The sequence below is a fragment of the uncultured Bradyrhizobium sp. genome (genome assembly GCF_947648125.1).
Taxonomy (GTDB): Bacteria; Pseudomonadota; Alphaproteobacteria; order Rhizobiales; family Xanthobacteraceae; genus Bradyrhizobium.
On record NZ_CANSMR010000028.1, the window covers coordinates 48,322 to 64,318 of the forward strand.

A 15,997-nucleotide genomic window follows, 5' to 3' on the forward strand; every position below is an offset into this window, starting at 1 on the left:
TGGAGCTGACTTCACAGACAGTTGTTTTGGCATTTTTCGTTTGTCAAAAGCGGGGCGCCAATTGCCGGAGCTTTTCAATTTTCCAACAAGCATGGTTTGAGAGACCGCAGCAGCGACGAGAAAAAATGCCTCGCTCGGCGACTGCGGAGCGAGGCAAGAGTTAAGTCATGGGGGGAACATGACGCACCTGATCAGACCTGCAACGCGACGCGATCTAAGCAAATCGTATGCTCGAAAGTGGCCAAGTTCACCTTGATCACGGGAAGCCGCTCTGGCCGGAGCCAATGTCCGAGTCGGGTCAACAGGAGACTCGCGCAACGCAGCAATTACCACCTGAATGAAATTTCGCCTTGAGCGCACAATCATCCGTCCGGCGATCCTTCGCCCTCACAGGCGGATATCCAGATGACCAGGGCGATCATCGACATCGCCGGCCCGCTCGGAATGTCGGTGTATGACCACATCATCGTTGGCAAGAACGGGCATGCGAGCTTTCGAACGCTGAAGCTGATCCAGTGAGCGAGTGGCGAGCAGTGAGGGAGACTGCACCCCTCTTGTCACCCGCAATTCGCCATTCGCTTCAGTTGAGCGCCATCACCAAGCGTGACCATATCATCGTCCGCCCGGGACGCGACCATTTGGCTGTTCTAAGTTGGTAAGAACTGCGGTAAGATTGCAACATTCGCGGATCGCCAGGGAGACGATCTGCCTTTGGTCTTCCTTCAGAGGGAGGAACCATCATGGAGAAGACAACACCTTCAGTAAATCGTCGCGCCTTCCTCAATACGTTGGGCGTGACTATAGGCGGGACAGGCCTCATCAGCGCTGGCGTAGTCGGCGGCTCACAGATGCTCAAGGCCGCGCAAGATCCTGCCAAGGGGCGGATCCCCGACACGCCCTTCAGAACCGGCCACATGACGTTCCTGACCGGCGCCGGCGCGGTGCTGGGCGAGCCGTCGATCAAGGGCCACACCATGGCGGCGGAAGAAATCAACGCGCAGGGCGGGCTGCTGGGCAAGCGCAAGATCGAGACCATTACCGCCGATGAAGCCGCCGGCACAGACGCCTGTGTGAAAGAGGTGCGGCGGATGAAGCTCGACGCCAAGATCGACATGTTCACCGGCGTCATATCCAGCGGGACCAGCCCGGCGGTCGGTCCGGTTGCCGAGGAACTCGGGCTGCTGACGATCCTGACGGACGGGTGCACCGACTTTCTGTTCGACAGGGCTATACCCAATCCCAAATACGTCTTCCGGATCACCAACATCCAGTCGTCGGACGGGATCACGGCTGCCATCGGGGTGGCGCAGGCTTGGCCGAATGTCCGCAGGATCGCCCATATCCATCCGGACTACGCCTACGGCCGCAACGCATCCGAGCATTTTACCCTCGCGCTCGAACGGCTGCTGCCCGGAACCGAGATCGTCTCGGAAAGCTGGCCGAAGCTCTTCACCACCGACTTCACTGCCCACATCACCAAGATCATGTCGGCGCAGCCCGACCTTTTGGTGGCTTCGGTGTGGGGCGGCGACTATGTGGCCTTCTACAAGCAGGCGCTGCGCTACGGCCTGTTTGACAAGATGAAGGTCGCGAGCACGATCGCCTTTGGCGTTGCCCCGCATGCGATCGGCAAGGATCACCCCGAGGGTGTGCTCGCCGGGGTCCACTCCAACTATTACTTCACCTATCCGGGCGGCGACCGCTGGCCGCTGAACAAGAGCTTCGTCCAGCGCTACTTCAAGCGCTGGAACGAGTACCCCAACTTCCAGTCGGAGGGCGCGTATATGGCGCTCTACCTACTGAAATCCGCCATCGAGCGGGCCAACAAGCTGACCGGCGGCTGGCCCGAGGACGAAGCGATCATTAGCCAGCTCGAGGGCCTCGGCATAGATGCGCCATCGGGCTATCTCTACATGCGGCCCGACCACCAGGCCTACAAGGACGCGGTCACCGGATTCAGCAAGAACCTTACCGATTTTGAGTTCGCGAGCTGGGATCCGGCCCGGATCATCACCATTCCGATCCGGAACATCACCGCACCGCTCGGCTGGCCGAAGCCCGGCACGACCCACAACGAGTCGACCGCAGCGGCGAACTGGATCAAGACCACCTGGCCGAAGGTGGTCGGGTGAGCTCGGCGAAGTGACTTCAGTGAGATCCCCTCGCGCCCTTGCAAACGGGCGCGGGGGGCTCTTGTCGGCGATAATTGCACGAAGCTGTGTCACGTGACCCGTGAACCAGCGGTTTGCGGAAGCTTGGGCGTCCCGGACCTTCGCGGCGACCTCGCGTCAGGATCCAGGGTTGCGTCATAAGCGCCAAGGCGGAGGAGCACCGGGTGGCCTTCCTGACGATTCAAATCCTGAACTCGTTGCTCTATGCCTCGGTGCTCTTCCTCATTGCCGCTGGTCTCAGCCTGATCTTCGGGGTCATGCGGATCATCAATCTGGCGCATGGCAGCCTCTATGCTGTTGGCGCCTACGTCACCGCGTGGCTGGTCGGCCGGGGGATTGCGCTGGGCCTGCCGCCGGGCTGGCTGTTCCTCCTGCTGCCCTTGGGGGCGCTGTCGGTGGCGCTCATCGGCATCGTCATAGAACCTTTGTTGCTTCGACCCTTCTATCGCCGAGCCGAGGAATACCAGTTGCTCGTCACCTTCGGCCTCATTCAGATCCTCGAAGATTCGATCCGTTTCATCTGGGGCGGGACGCCCCTTTCCGCGGACGCGCTGATGGACGCGCTGCCGATCATCCATATCGGCGGCCTGCTCTATCCTGCCTACAATCTGGTGGTGATCGGGATCGGCGTGGTGGCGGCCTTGGCCCTCTGGGTGGCAATCTATCACACCAAGTTCGGCGTCATGTTGCGAGCGACGTCCCAAGATCGGCGCATGGCTTCGGCGCTCGGCCTCAATGTGGGCCTCGTCTATGTGATGGCGTTCGGGATCGGCTGCTTCATGGCGGGTCTCGGCGGAGCCATCGTGGTGCCGACCCAGGCGGCCGTGCTTGGCATGGGGATCGATGCGCTGGTCATCGCCTTCGTGGTGGTGGTGATCGGCGGGCTAGGCAGCCTCAAGGGGGCTCTGGTCGGGGCCCTGGTCGTGAGCTTCGTGCGGACCGCAGGAATTCAGTTCTTCCCGGAGCTCGAGTTGGCGGTGCTGTACCTCATCGCCGCCCTGGTGCTGCTGGTGCGGCCGACCGGGCTGTTTGGAACCGCGTGATGAAACCCGATCCAAGCGCGCCGCGCGATCATTCGTTGGCACGACTCGCAGCCGCGATGGCGCCGGTCCTGCTCCTGTTGATCTTGCTGCCGACCTTCGTCGACACGTATCAGATCCAGCTCGTGACCTACGGGCTGATCGCGGCGATCGCCGCGCTCGGGTTCAATCTGCTGCTCGGCTACACAGGCCTGTTGTCGTTCGGTCATTCCGCCTATTTCGGCCTCGGCGCCTACACCGTCGCCTTCGTGGTGCAGCGTCTCGGACCGCATTCCATGGAGTTCTATATCCTGATCGGGATTCCGGCCGTCGCGATTGCGTCGGCGCTGTTCGGTTATGTCTGCGTCCGGCATACCCGAATCTTCTTCGGCATTCTTACGCTGGCGATTTCGCAGGTGGTCTACAGCCTGGCGCTAAAGTTGTATTGGGTGACCGGCGGCAGCGACGGTCTGCGGGTACCCCGTCCGGCCTTGTTGCTGGGCTTGCTCAATTTCTCCGGCCCCCGCGGCTTCCAGCAATTCATCACGTCCTATTACTACTACGTGCTGGCCATCTTCGTCGTATGCGTCGTCCTGATGTGGGTGGTCGTGCACTCGCCGTTCGGCAAAGCGCTTCAGGCCATACGAGATAACGAGGTCCGCGCGCGCTTTCTCGGCTTGAGGATCCGCCGGTTCCGCTGGATATCCTTTCTCGTTTCCGGAACTTTCACCGGGCTCGCGGGCATTCTCTGGGTGCCGCTCAACGGCTTAACGACACCCGACGTCCTCTACTGGACCTTCTCGGGCGAGATCGTATTCTCTGCGCTGCTCGGCGGCTTCCGCAACTTTACCGGCCCGATCGTCGGCGGCATCGTGTTCACTTATTTGAAGACCTACGCGGTGGCCACGACCGAATATTGGCAACTTCTGCTTGGCGTGGTTCTGGTCACTCTCGTGCTGGTGCTGCCAACAGGCATCGTCGGGGGGCTGTCGACGCTCGGGCTGAGACTGAGGAAGGGGAGATCCTGACATGCCCCTTCTCAAGACAGTTAACCTGAGGAAGCAGTTTGGCGAGACCCGCGCCTGCGACGGCGTCAATTTCGTGGTGAACAAGGGTGAATTCCTGTCCCTGGTGGGATCGAACGGCGCGGGCAAGACCACGCTCGTCAACCTGATCAGCGCACATCTGCAGCCGGACAGCGGTCAAATCCTGTTCGAGGATCGCGACATCACCTTTACTACGGTGACCGACCGCATCAAGGCGGGAATTGTCCGCAGCTTCCAGATCGTCAACCTGTTCGACGGACTTTCGGTTTTCGACAACGTCGCACTGTCGATCTTCTCGCGTGACGGCAAGGCCGTGCAGATGGCGGCCTTGGCCGACCACGACTATGATGTGCGCCGCGAGACGATCGAAGTGCTGGGCGAGTTCGGCTTGACGAACAAGATCGAGGTTCCGGCGGGGGGCCTCGCGCAGGGCGATCGCAAGCTGCTCGACGTGGCGGTCGCCTACGCGCTGCGTCCCCGGCTGCTGTTTCTCGACGAGCCGACCAGCGGCGTGAGCACCCACGAGAAGGCGCAGATCATGGATACCGTATCGTCGGTGGTGCGCAGAGGAATGGTGACCGCGGTCGTCATCGAGCACGACATGGACGTGGTGTTTCGCTACTCGGATCGCATCGTGATGATGCATGAGGGCTCCTTCCTCGCCGATGGCACGCCCGACGAGATCCGCGCGAACAAGGACGTCGCCAGCATTCTGCTTGGCGCGCCGCTGGCGAGTTGAGGCGAGAAAAGCTGGTGCTGCTCGAGGTCAAGGACATCAACACCTATCGAGGCCCCGCCCATATCCTGCGCGGCGTGTCGATCAGCGTCGATACGGACGAGGTCGTGGCCCTGGTCGGACGCAACGGAGCCGGACGCACGACCATCATCGAGAGCGTCACCGGCCTGCTCCCCGTCCGTTCAGGCCAGATCCGCTTTCGCGATGAGGAGATCACCTCGTTGCCACCGCATCGGCGCGCCAAACGCGGCATCGGCTACGCGCCGGAGAACTCCGGCATTTTTCCCGAGCTGACGGTCGCCGAGAATCTGATGATCAGCCGCTGGCTCGCGCAAAAAACGGAGCGCGGCGCCGCAGGCGATGGCAATACCGAAGCGCGGGCGTTCACCGTATTTCCTGAAGTGCGCCAACTTGTCGACCGACAGGGGCAGAATTTGAGTGGCGGCCAGAAGAAAATGGTGGCGATCGCCAGGGCCATGGCGCTCGCCCCCTATCTCTTGATCCTAGACGAGGCTTTCGAAGGGCTCGCACCCGCCGTCGTGAAACGTTTCCGCGAGGCGGTCATGACTATCAAGGCCATGGGCATCTCGCTGCTGATCGCCGAATCGAATCTCGTGAGTGCGGCGACGATGGCCGATCGGCTCTACGTGGTCGATCGCGGCGAGATCGTCTTCCATGGCAAGCCGCAGCAGGCGCTCGCCGATGACCAGGTGATGCGCACGCTGCGCGGGTGATTGCCATGTCCGGTTCTTCCAGGCCGCGTCCCATGGTGAAGCCGCTGAGCCTGCTTGCTGCGCTAGCGGCGACATTGGCGATCGCAACCGTGGGGAGGGGCGGCCACGAGCTGCCAATGTACCCGTCCTATTATCCGCACGAGATCGCCATCGAGACCATACCGCCTGAGCACGCCGCTCCGTTGCTGCTCGAAAACAAGATTCAGGCCTATCTCGGTCCGCAGCCGCGCTTTTCCGGCGACGTGCCGGTCTCGATCCGTGCGGTGGAGTCGCTCGGCAGTTTCGTCATCGTGCTGCGCAATCCCGCCGCGTCCGCGTGTGCCGCCGTCGAGACGGTCGTCGGCGACATCGCCGGAAAGCAAGGCTTTATATTTCATCCCTATCCGATCACGCCTTTTCACGGCGATTATCTCTATTACGCTGATCTCGCCGAGGCCGCGAAGGCGCGCTTTCTGCGTGCGCGCGCCCGGACATCGGCGGCGCCCGCAAATCTTAGAGTCAAGGCCGACGGCGCGTTGCAACACCTCATTCGTCCCGAATGGATTGCACAGGGTCCGGAATGGGATGTCGCGGTCGAGGAGGTCAGCGCGGCGGACCTCGTCGCCTCATCGATGACCTCGGTCAACGGTTGGCTCGGGCCTCCGTGGGTGAAGGCCGGGTGGTTTCATGCCGAGCGCATCCTGGCTGATGCGATCGAGGATGGCGATACTAGGGCTCGCGCTGACGCCATGGTGGGGCGGATCGAGGCGAGCGATTATCGCGATGCGGTCGAGCGGATAAACTTGCAACGCGACCTCGTGACTACGCTCACCAGCAGTTGTCGCAAGCTCGTCGTCGGATACACCGTGAAGCGGCAGTATTTCAGCGTCGAATTCAGTGACGGCATCGAGAATATCGGATTCGATTCCATTGAGGGCCTCAATTCACCGATGTTCATACGCACGGTGAAGCTCAAGAACTTTCCGTGGAACGGTTGGCTCATGCTAGGGATCGACAAAGCGCCGAACGCAGCCTGGAATCCGATCGCGGGATTTAACGACGGCTTCGGACGGCTGCTTTGGTCGGCGGTCGGCGATCCGGCCCTGGTGCCCGCACCCTATGATTCGGGCTGGATGCTCAATCGCCTCTCGGACGTTCAATCGAATTCCCGTCGGTGAAAAGCGAGGGGAGCCAATGTTTCACGTCCGCTTCGTGCTCGCCACGTTTGTATGGGCGTTCTTGCTGATCGCGGCGGGCAGCGCGTTCTTCGGCGCTCTTGCCGCGGAGCTTACCTTCGACCTCAAGGTCGCGCATGGTCGCGTTCCGGACTCCATGCAGCTCATCCGCGTCAGGCAGGGCGACGTCGTAAGGCTGCGATGGAGCACGGATCAACCGTTGACCCTGCATCTGCACGGCTATGATATCGAGAAACACGTCGAACCGGGCACCACCACCGATCTCACATTCGCGGCTTCTGCGACGGGGCGATTTCCGGTTCACGTCCACGCGCAAGGGGGGCGCGCCGACGGTCACACGCACGAGGAAGAACCGCTGGTGAATATCGAGGTTTATCCGCGCTAGACCGTGCGGCAAAGCTGCGTCCTGCCGGAGAGCATATGTTCGGATGTCTTTGGTGACCCAAGCTCTCATCGCCTCCCCGCTCCATGGCGGGCCTGAAAACAACGAAGCCGTACGGTTCGGCCACGCGAAACGGCCGGCTTTCACCTTCGCCGCCGTAGTGGCGGGTGTTTGCTCGCTCGCTTTCCCGGCACATGCCCATGGCTTCGGCCAGCGTTACGACCTACCCCTGCCGCTGTCGCTCTATCTGTTCGGCACGGCGGCGGCCGTCGTTCTGTCGTTCGTCATCGTCGGGTTATTCGCCCGCCATGCGCCAGGCGCGAGTGGCTACCCGCGCATCGACCTCCTGGCGCACCGGCTGCGCCGGCAGATCGCACGCGCGCTTGGGACCTTTCTTAAGCTCTTCTCGATCAGCCTGTTGGTCTTGACCGTGATCGCCGGGTTTTACGGAAGCCAGAACCCGTATCAGAACATCGCGCCGACGCTTGTGTGGGTGATCTGGTGGGTAGGGCTCGCGGTGTTCTCGGCTTTCTTCGGAGACCTGTGGGTATTGATCAATCCATGGCGTACCCTTTTCGACTGGGCCGATCGGCTCTACCGGACCGGCGGCGGCCGCGGTTTGGGCTTGCGCTGGCCCTATCCCGAGGCGCTCGCAGTGTGGCCGGCATTCGCATTGCTGCTTGCCGTTTCCTGGACGGAGCTCGTATTTCCGAGCCCGGCGGTGCCAGCCAACATCGCCTGGTTGGCTCTTTTCTATTCGCTACTCACCTGGGCCGGCATGGCCGCGTTCGGCAGCGAGGCCTGGGTCAAGCATGGCGAGGTCTTCAGCGTTTTCTTCGGCGTATTTGCTCGCTTTGCGCCGACCGAACCGAGCATCCGCGATCGTTCCGGCGAACATGGATTGGCGCTAAGGCCCTTCGGAGCGGGTCTGCTCGCCAACGAGCCGGCCTCCACCTCGATGGTCGCCTTCGTCCTGCTCGTGTTGTCGAGTGTTCTCTATGACGGGTTGCTGAGCACGCCGGAATGGGCGGAGGTCGAGCGCCAACTCCTCGGTGTGCTGCCCAGTCTTGGGGAAGCTGATTCCATCATCGTCAGGACTATCGGTCTCGTTGCGTTCTGGGCTTTGTTCTTCGGCGCATATGTGGCCGTAAGCGCCGTCATGAGCATGGTGGCAGCCTTCCACTCGCCCTGGGAAATAGCGCGGAACTTTGCCTTCACTCTGGTCCCGATCGCCATCGCCTATCACCTCGCGCATTACCTCGTGTACCTGCTGACCCAGGGACAATACATCGTGCCGCTCGCATCCGATCCATTCGGATATGGCTGGAATCTCTTTGACACCGCGGGATACCGCGTCGACATCGCCGTCGTCGGCGCGCGGTTTGCATGGTATGCCGCAGTGACGTCGATCGTGCTTGGCCACATCGCCGCCGTCTATCTCGCCGATGTGAGGGCACACCAGATCCTCGAAACGCGTGGCGCCGCGCTGCGCTCGCAGGTGCCGTTGACCGCACTGATGGTGGTCTACACGTTTGTAAGCTTGTCGATTCTCGCCGAGCCGATCGTTGAGCGCCGCGTGCCTGCGCAACCGACCGCAACGGTACCGGAGGCCCTGGCCGTTCCCGAAGACGCGCTTATTCCCGAGCCTGGGACCGGCCGGTTGCAGCCGGTTGGGGCGGGCCGATTCGCCACTTTGAAATTGACCTACCGCGTGCTCGGCTCGGCATTTCATGACGGGACGCGCGCGACCTTCGCGGACCTGCTCTATGCCTACATGTTCGCCTATCGCTGGGCCGTCCCCGGCGAAGCGGATTCACATTACGACCCCGTAGTCGCCGCGGCGACCGCCCCGCTGCGGCGGCGACTCGCGGGCGTGCGGGTCGCGGGTGTCGATACGGCGTCGAAGTCGTTCCGGGTGGGTGACGTCAATTTCGTCCGCGAGTTGGTCGTGGTCGACGTCTACGCCAATATTCCGCCGGAGGATGCCGAGCAGGACGCGGTCTTCGCACCGCCGTGGAGTACGCTACCTTGGCATTTGCTCGTGCTGATGGAAGAGGCAGTCAGCCGCGACTGGGCCGCGTTCTCGCAAGCCGAGGCTGCCCGCCGCGGCATCGATTGGCTCGATCTCGTGCGCTCCGATACATTGAAAGCGCGGCTCGCGGCGCTCACCGATCAATTCGAACAGGAGGGGTTTCGTCCCGAAATCCTGCGATCGCAGGTAAGCGCCGAGGAGGCGCGGAAGCGCTGGGCAGCGATGGCGGCGTTCTACCGAGACCACGGGCATTTTCTGGTGACCAACGGTCCCTATCAGCTCAAGAGCTGGGCGGGCGACAGCGCAACGCTCCAGGCGTTCCGGGATCTCAGCTACCCCTTGGGAGTGGGTTCCTACGACGCCTACGCCATTCCGCGCCGAGGCTACGTCACCAAAGTCGAGAGCGATGGCGGCGGACTGCGCCTCTCCGCCGATATTGAAATTCTCGAGAGGTTCATGCGCGACTACCGCGTCCTGCGCCGACCGATGCAGTCGGTTGACGCCGTCCTCCTCAAGCGTGCTGCCCCCGAATGCCGCTACGTGGTGCTGAACGCTGACGGTCGGGTCGTGCTGACGGGCGCCGCTCGTCTACGGGAGGACCTGACGTTCCAGATCGAGTTTGACGGCAAGCTGCCGCCCAGCCAGTACGACGTCATGGTCGAGATCGTTGTCAACGGCGACGCGATGCTTGCGCAGATCGAGCGAATCCCGGTCGTGATCGGCGCCAGCCCTGCTTCGCCCTCCCATTGACTGCTACGGTATCGTCCGGCCCAAGTCAGCTCAGGTAGAGTCGAGGATGGGCGCGGTAGCTTGGGCCATTCGGCAACGCTCCGTTTCCCATCCCGCTCATCGAACCGGACGTGCCCGATTAAGGCCATCCGGCTCTCCGACTGGTTTCACCGTTGAGGCACACGGAGAGCAAACTAACCGCACGCGGCTTCGGCACGGTGAGTAACTCTCCTTCGCCCCTCGACACAGCAATCTCCGGCGGCGCCTGTCATTGATGGTGTTTGCAGGCTCATCGCCAATCACCACGACTTCGCCATCTTCGAAAGCGCACCAGAAGTCAGGGCCCTTTCCTCAGCCAGCATTACCCGGCTTCAACGGTCATACGGCCCTGTCCGACTCCCGCCATGGCCGCCGCCTTCGCGACGTTGAGGCCGCTACCCTCGCCCGTGACGGGTCTCCCCCGATTACCCGAAACCACCATTCCGACGTGCCGTGCCCACTACCCCGGCGGATCGAGCGGGTGCGCTTGTCGATTGCTTCCCCGCTCATGCTGCCTACCCCTTTTGACCGGAGGGTCGGCATCCGCATTAGGACTTTCGAGGCCTGCTCAGGCTTCACTCACGTTACGGCCCGCCGCATTGCTCAACCGCCTAAAGCGGCCTTTGTCACGAGGCTCCAGCCCTGCCGGTTACCCGACCGAACCGCTCGTCAGCTACCAGATCAATCGACAACTCTCTGGGTGGAATCTTCCTCCACTAGTGATCCGCGCCTTCAGGGCGCACGGTCAAAAAGCGCCGTTTTGACGGTCCGCCGGTCGCGTCCGGTTTGCCACTGTCATCGGACGTCTTCGGTACCTTCTGGCACTTCGCATTCGGGCCAATAGCAGCTATTCAGGAAGACCCGCGAGGCGGATATGAGGCGGTGGGCGAGCTCAAGGATGTGGACGCCCTGCCCGCACGTCTTTTGATGGACATGCGGTTCGGGATACCGCGCGTAGCGCTCACGGATAAGAGTACGAACCCACCGATTTCTGCGCTGGGCTACGCCACTGCCCTCTCGTGAGCAAACAGCGGTTTTCCTTCGCGGATCGGTGGTTCAAAGAATGCTGCGACGACCACAAGAGCAAACGCTCGACCACGCGATCAAACATGGAGGATTAGCGGAAGAGCAATCTAGAATTCGCAGCGGGTAACAACGTGGGAGTAAAAGGATCGCGAAAACATTTTTCGCATCAATGACTTATTCTCTTGGTGCGCTCGGACGGCGGGCGCATCTATTGCGATATCAACGAGTTGCCCAGATTCGTCAAACAAAAAGGTGCGTTTCGCGCGCAGAAGTGCTTTTCGGCCCTGCCTCACCCGACAGCCATCAAGCGCCGGCCCAGCCCCGTGCTTGATCGCCGAGAGCACCTAAACTCTCGCGCGGAGGAAAGATACCGACGTTGCGCTCGACCGCTTTCCGCTGAATTTTTGGTATCCGTGGCCTAAAGTGCGAGCCCCTGGTGGTGCGTTGCCTATTTTCGCAAAACCAGACCGGAGAGCCCTCGCTATGAGGTGAGGCCCCGCATTTAAATAAAATTTGATTGGATAAGTCTAATAGACGACTTGATCTTTCAGACTTCTTGATAACGCGACTCTCCCGCCATTCAAATGGGTAAGAAGCGATGACCGATCAACAGCTGACTCTTCAGGCCGTCAGCGAAGCCCTGTGCATCTTGGACGAATACCTTCAGCCCCGCCCCCACGACAGTGAAAGCATTCTCGACAAGATGGTTGAGGTTCTCGAGCGGCCCGATTTGGTCGGTGCCGTAAGCCGATTGCGGCAACGAAGTAGTCTCTGAGTACTCCGATGACGAAACTCCATTTATCCCTTTGGCCGCTTGCATCGCTACGGCCGGTCACTTTCGGCCTCCCCGATAATCGGACGTCTTCGGTGCCAGCCGCTACCTCGAAAAGGGCCATGACCGGACACGGTAGTCCGAACCGCGAAGTGATCGACTTTGTTAAATATCTGCTCTTGACGCTCACCGGCCCCAGCGGTCCTGCCACAACTTTTCACCGATCAAACAGGGCACCCGCGGCTGTTTCTCAGCTGCCGTGACGATCCGGCGCTCCGGCGTACGGCCCGCGACCTCAAGCAGGAGTTTTGCGCGGATCGCCTCCTTGAATTTTTCCCGATCCTTGATCGGCACCACGAATGAGCCAGGGCCGCCGATCACGCAGTCCTCATAATACCAATCGAGATTGTCGATATCCATGGTCGAATAGGACGGCTCTTTCACCATGATTGGCAAACCGTTGATGACGATGCCCTTCGACAGCGCCTCGTCGCGCGCGCCGGTCACGGGCGCGCCGTTGTTGTTGGGGCCGTCGCCGGAAATGTCCATGACGCGGCGCAAGCCGCGATAGGGATCCTCATCGAACAGCGGCATCGCGAAATAGATCGCACCTGAGATCGAGGTGCGCGAGCCCCGGCGAACCGGCGCACTCATGATTTCGTTGGCTACTGCATCAGCCGATTCCGGACCATCAATCAACCGCCACGGAATGATGATCTTCTGGTCGCTCGAAGCCGACCACTCGAAATAGGTCACAGCCACGTTGCTGTGGGGACCGGCCTTCAACGCCTGAAGGAAATCTTTCGAGACGAAAGCTAGCGCGTAGCCCTCGCGCTGAACAGCAAGCTCGTCCAAGTCCATCGAATAGGAAACATCGACGGCGATCACAAGCTCGAGGTCAACGGACGGCACACCGCCGTTGGGGTCGGCCTGTTGAGAGTTGGGCCCCGGGGCTGCAGCGCCCGTTAGGTCGCTCCCCGCCATCGCTCCGGCCACAAGCGCTGCTCCGATCGAGACACTCCAGCGCATGGCAACCCTCCCGTCGTTGCAAAGGGATGGTGACACGCAAAACGCGCCGCGAAAAGCGGCAACATATTCTGCTTTTCACATTTCGGTTAGTCACGTGGGCGAGTTGGCTCGGCCCACTGCCGCTGTGGGTCAATCGCTCCACTTTGACAGTCGGTGAGCCGCTTCCGGTTTTCCACTAACTCCGGACATGACACCGCACTGCGCCAACTACCGCTGAGGGCCAACATCGGACATCCAGTCCCACCAAAGAATCCGCGCTCAATCAAGGAAGGTCAGCATAGTCTTGTCATCATCCCGTCGCGAAAGCGTCCGGAATCATGTCCCATTTAGAGTCGGTCGTGTTCCAGTCGATTTAGAAACTAAAATGCTTGTCATTTGAGCGGTTACGAATTCCCGCGTTTAATCGCGAGAGTGCTGTGCGGCCTTCATCGCCTCATGCGGTGTGGAGACTCAGCAAGTATGCCGGCATTCCGCACAAGTCATAAAGAATGGACGGAATGTGAGGCGGCTATGCCCTCGGGCTGCGCAGAGCAAGCGGCGTGCCGTGGCGGTCGAATAGAAACGATCGAGTGGGTGTTCCCGAGCAACACGTAAATCGCGTGAGCGTCTTCCCACTGCGGGATTGAGCGTCTTCCCACCGCGGGATTTTGTCACTGCGTGGCTTTGCTCATTCGGCACGTCATCTCACCAAGGGAGCAGAGCATGCGAGAGCATATGACGTACGACTTCCATACGTTCGACAATCCGGCCGACCCCACTTTCAATAATTTGCTGGGGATCAACAACAGGGGTTTGATCGCTGGATTTTACGGCAGCGGAGACGCAGGGCATCCCAACCAGGGATACCTGCTGACGACATCCGGCACGTTTAATGCCGTGGACTTTCCTGGTGTGCCTCAAACTCAGCTGACCGGGCTCAATGACAAGGGCATCGCGGTCGGATACTTCTACCCGACGAACAATGGGGTCCCCGTCGACAATCAGTTTGGCTTCTACGAGAAGCACGGCGTTTTTACAGCTGTCAACAACCCGAACACGCCAACCCACCCGAACGCCGGGGTCCTAATCGAAAACCAGCTGCTGGGGGTAAACGACCACAATATTGCGGTCGGATTCTATAACGACGCGTTCGGGAATAGCCACGGCTACACATACAACATCAACAGCGGCAAGTTTTCGGCTGATATCAATGATCCGCTTGCAGTCAGCACGGTTGCAGCAGCGATCAACAACAAGGGCACGATCGCCGGGTTCTATACGGATAGTGCGGGCGTCACTCACGGTTTCTTGGAGGACCATTTCGTCTTCAAGACCGTGGACGCGCCCGGCGCGACCACGACGGAGCTCCTTGGAGTGAACGATCACGGCATCGCGGTCGGCGAAGACATCGTCAATGGCGTCACGCATGGCATCATCTACGATGCCAATACGGGCACATTCACCACGCTTGACGATCCGAACGCGGCCGGCTCGACGGTGTTCAACGGGATCAATGACAAGGGAGAGATCGTCGGCTTCTACGCGGACGCCGCCGGCAATACCAATGGCCTTCTGGCCGTGCCAAACGACGATGACAAATCGGTTGACGACTTCCACCACCATGCCACGCACTTTTCTGGCTGGGCGCTGGACGTTTAACCGCCATATGTGACCTGGCAGCACCGAGCCCGGCGGGCCCAGCGAAGGCAGAGGGCCACGCCCGCGTTGCGCTGCTTGACGGCGTTTGGACTACCCGACCTCCAGCCCTTGCGCGCGCGGGCATCTCTCGCGCGCGACAACCTCGTCCCGGCGTCCGCTTGCAGCCGCGGATTTCGGACTCGGGATACCGCATGGCAAGCGGCGGCTCGATCCGCAAGCGGATGTCTCAGTTGGGTCATTCGCGTCGTCTTGATCGTCCGCCGAAGACTTCCGGTTTACCCCGGCGAACAGACATTCTGAGGCCTCGTCCCCGTGTCTCAAACGGGCCAACTCCGGACATTCCCAGGAGCCGCAGTCGCAGCCTCCGGGCGGTATGCCGATCGGGCCTTCGGGCGAAGCCACCCGTTTCTCAGGCGCGTCAGGTGGCGTAGAATGCAGTTGCCCTTGAAGCGGGACGTGCCGAAATCGCCGTTCGGGGCGAGCGAGCAGCACTGGTGCCATCGGCAGTGCTCTTAGAGACCGCCCCTTTTTTGGTTTTGCACCAGCATTCACCACGAAGCGCACACGCCGCTTCTGCGACGGCTCGTTGCTTAACCTCGGAGAAAAGCGATGAACAAGATCGATCGAAGGTCAGCACTGGGAATCGGGTTGGCAGCGGCTTCGGCGGCTATGATGAAGCCCGCCGCCGCTCAAACCACCAGCTACAAGGATACGACGCCGTGGCCAGGTGTCGTCGTGCGTGCTTATGATGGCGAGACACCATCCCTCATCCCCGGTTTTAGGACCGTCTCAATGCGCGATGTCATCATGCAGCCGGGATCGAAGACTATGGGTCCCCCGATGATGAATGCCATGATCTGCCATATCCCCGAGGGGGAGCTTCGGATCGAGCAGGAGCGAAAGACCTTTACGGCCAAGAAGAACTTTGTCTGGACCTGCAACAAGGACACAAAGGAGCAGGCGCACAACGATGGGAACGTGGTCGCAATCATGCGGATCACGGATCTGAAGGCTTAAGGCCCGTTTCTTCGCAAGAGACCGATTGCAGGCGCGGATGGCGTACTCGACGAGGATGCCGCCGCCGAGAGTTTCTTTGGGTCATTCGCGTCGTGTTGAACGCTGGCTGATTACTTCCGGTCCACTTCCAACTGCAGACATGGACCTGCAGGTCTCAATGGGTTCTTCCGCAAGGGAGACCTACGGCGCTAGATTTGGCCACTACATCGCTTCAAAGTGCCGGGCTTCGCTGGTGCGCGCTTGCCGAGCTGAAACGAGCCGCGTGTGTGTGTGTCCCTGATGATTTCCTGGGCCTGCAACAATGACAACGATTGTAATTGTGACGACCAGGGACGGGCGAGAGTGGTGAACGACTACTATTCCAGGTTCTAACCGCTGCCCGCGATCAATGTCTGGGGTCGCGGGGCGGTGCCGTAGCGCGAAAACTAACGGCTTCGCCACCGACCAAGCGA

The 15,997-nt window shown here is 60.8% G+C and carries 12 protein-coding genes and 1 pseudogene; 11 read left to right on the forward strand and 2 right to left on the reverse strand.

Going from position 1 to position 15,997, the window contains the following annotated elements; genetic code table 11:
• Positions 1 to 357: 357 nt before the first annotated feature.
• From Q0030_RS32860 to Q0030_RS32900, 9 genes and pseudogenes are all read left to right on the forward strand, one after another.
• Positions 358 to 519 (forward strand): annotated as a pseudogene (locus tag Q0030_RS32860) (JAB domain-containing protein); the annotation flags it as partial.
• A 221-nt stretch (positions 520 to 740) separates the two neighbouring features.
• Positions 741 to 2,132: an ABC transporter substrate-binding protein gene (locus Q0030_RS32865; RefSeq protein WP_298376833.1), complete on the forward strand. Its 1,392-nt coding sequence runs from the start codon at positions 741 to 743 to the stop codon at positions 2,130 to 2,132.
• 203 nt (positions 2,133 to 2,335) lie between these two features.
• Complete coding sequence (locus Q0030_RS32870) at positions 2,336 to 3,214, forward strand: branched-chain amino acid ABC transporter permease (RefSeq protein ID WP_074277227.1); 879 nt, start codon at positions 2,336 to 2,338, stop codon at positions 3,212 to 3,214.
• A complete protein-coding gene (locus Q0030_RS32875; protein WP_298376843.1) occupies positions 3,214 to 4,218 on the forward strand; it encodes a branched-chain amino acid ABC transporter permease in 1,005 nt (334 codons plus the stop codon). Before Q0030_RS32870 ends, Q0030_RS32875 begins: the two co-directional genes overlap by 1 nt.
• A 1-nt stretch (position 4,219) precedes the next feature.
• On the forward strand, positions 4,220 to 4,975 hold the full coding sequence (locus tag Q0030_RS32880) for an ABC transporter ATP-binding protein (RefSeq protein WP_298376846.1): 756 nt from the start codon (positions 4,220 to 4,222) through the stop codon (positions 4,973 to 4,975).
• A gap of 14 nt (positions 4,976 to 4,989) precedes the next feature.
• The gene (locus tag Q0030_RS32885) at positions 4,990 to 5,706 is read left to right on the forward strand and encodes an ABC transporter ATP-binding protein (protein WP_298376849.1); all 717 of its coding nucleotides are present in this window, start codon (positions 4,990 to 4,992) and stop codon (positions 5,704 to 5,706) included.
• 74 nt (positions 5,707 to 5,780) lie between these two features.
• A complete protein-coding gene (locus Q0030_RS32890; protein ID WP_298376852.1) occupies positions 5,781 to 6,863 on the forward strand; it encodes a hypothetical protein in 1,083 nt (360 codons plus the stop codon).
• Between the two features lie 16 nt (positions 6,864 to 6,879).
• Positions 6,880 to 7,266 (forward strand): hypothetical protein, encoded by a 387-nt coding sequence (locus tag Q0030_RS32895; protein WP_298376854.1) that lies wholly within the window; start codon positions 6,880 to 6,882, stop codon positions 7,264 to 7,266.
• A 52-nt stretch (positions 7,267 to 7,318) separates the two neighbouring features.
• Positions 7,319 to 10,045 carry a hypothetical protein gene (locus Q0030_RS32900; RefSeq protein ID WP_298376856.1) on the forward strand — a complete coding sequence of 909 codons (2,727 nt, stop codon included), beginning with the start codon at positions 7,319 to 7,321 and terminating at the stop codon, positions 10,043 to 10,045.
• Positions 10,046 to 11,669: 1,624 nt separating this feature from the next.
• Here Q0030_RS32900 and Q0030_RS32905 read toward each other — a convergent pair.
• Both Q0030_RS32905 and Q0030_RS32910 read right to left on the reverse strand, forming a co-directional pair.
• Positions 11,670 to 11,849, reverse strand: coding sequence for a hypothetical protein (locus Q0030_RS32905; protein ID WP_298376859.1), 180 nt, complete (start codon positions 11,847 to 11,849; stop codon positions 11,670 to 11,672).
• A 198-nt stretch (positions 11,850 to 12,047) separates the two neighbouring features.
• Positions 12,048 to 12,890: a DUF1194 domain-containing protein gene (locus Q0030_RS32910; protein ID WP_298376861.1), complete on the reverse strand. Its 843-nt coding sequence runs from the start codon at positions 12,888 to 12,890 to the stop codon at positions 12,048 to 12,050.
• Between the two features lie 714 nt (positions 12,891 to 13,604).
• On the opposite strand from Q0030_RS32910, the gene Q0030_RS32915 reads away from it, so the two are divergent.
• On the forward strand, positions 13,605 to 14,528 hold the full coding sequence (locus tag Q0030_RS32915) for a hypothetical protein (protein WP_298376863.1): 924 nt from the start codon (positions 13,605 to 13,607) through the stop codon (positions 14,526 to 14,528).
• A gap of 609 nt (positions 14,529 to 15,137) precedes the next feature.
• Positions 15,138 to 15,545 (forward strand): hypothetical protein, encoded by a 408-nt coding sequence (locus Q0030_RS32920; RefSeq protein WP_298376866.1) that lies wholly within the window; start codon positions 15,138 to 15,140, stop codon positions 15,543 to 15,545.
• Positions 15,546 to 15,997 lie beyond the last annotated feature (452 nt).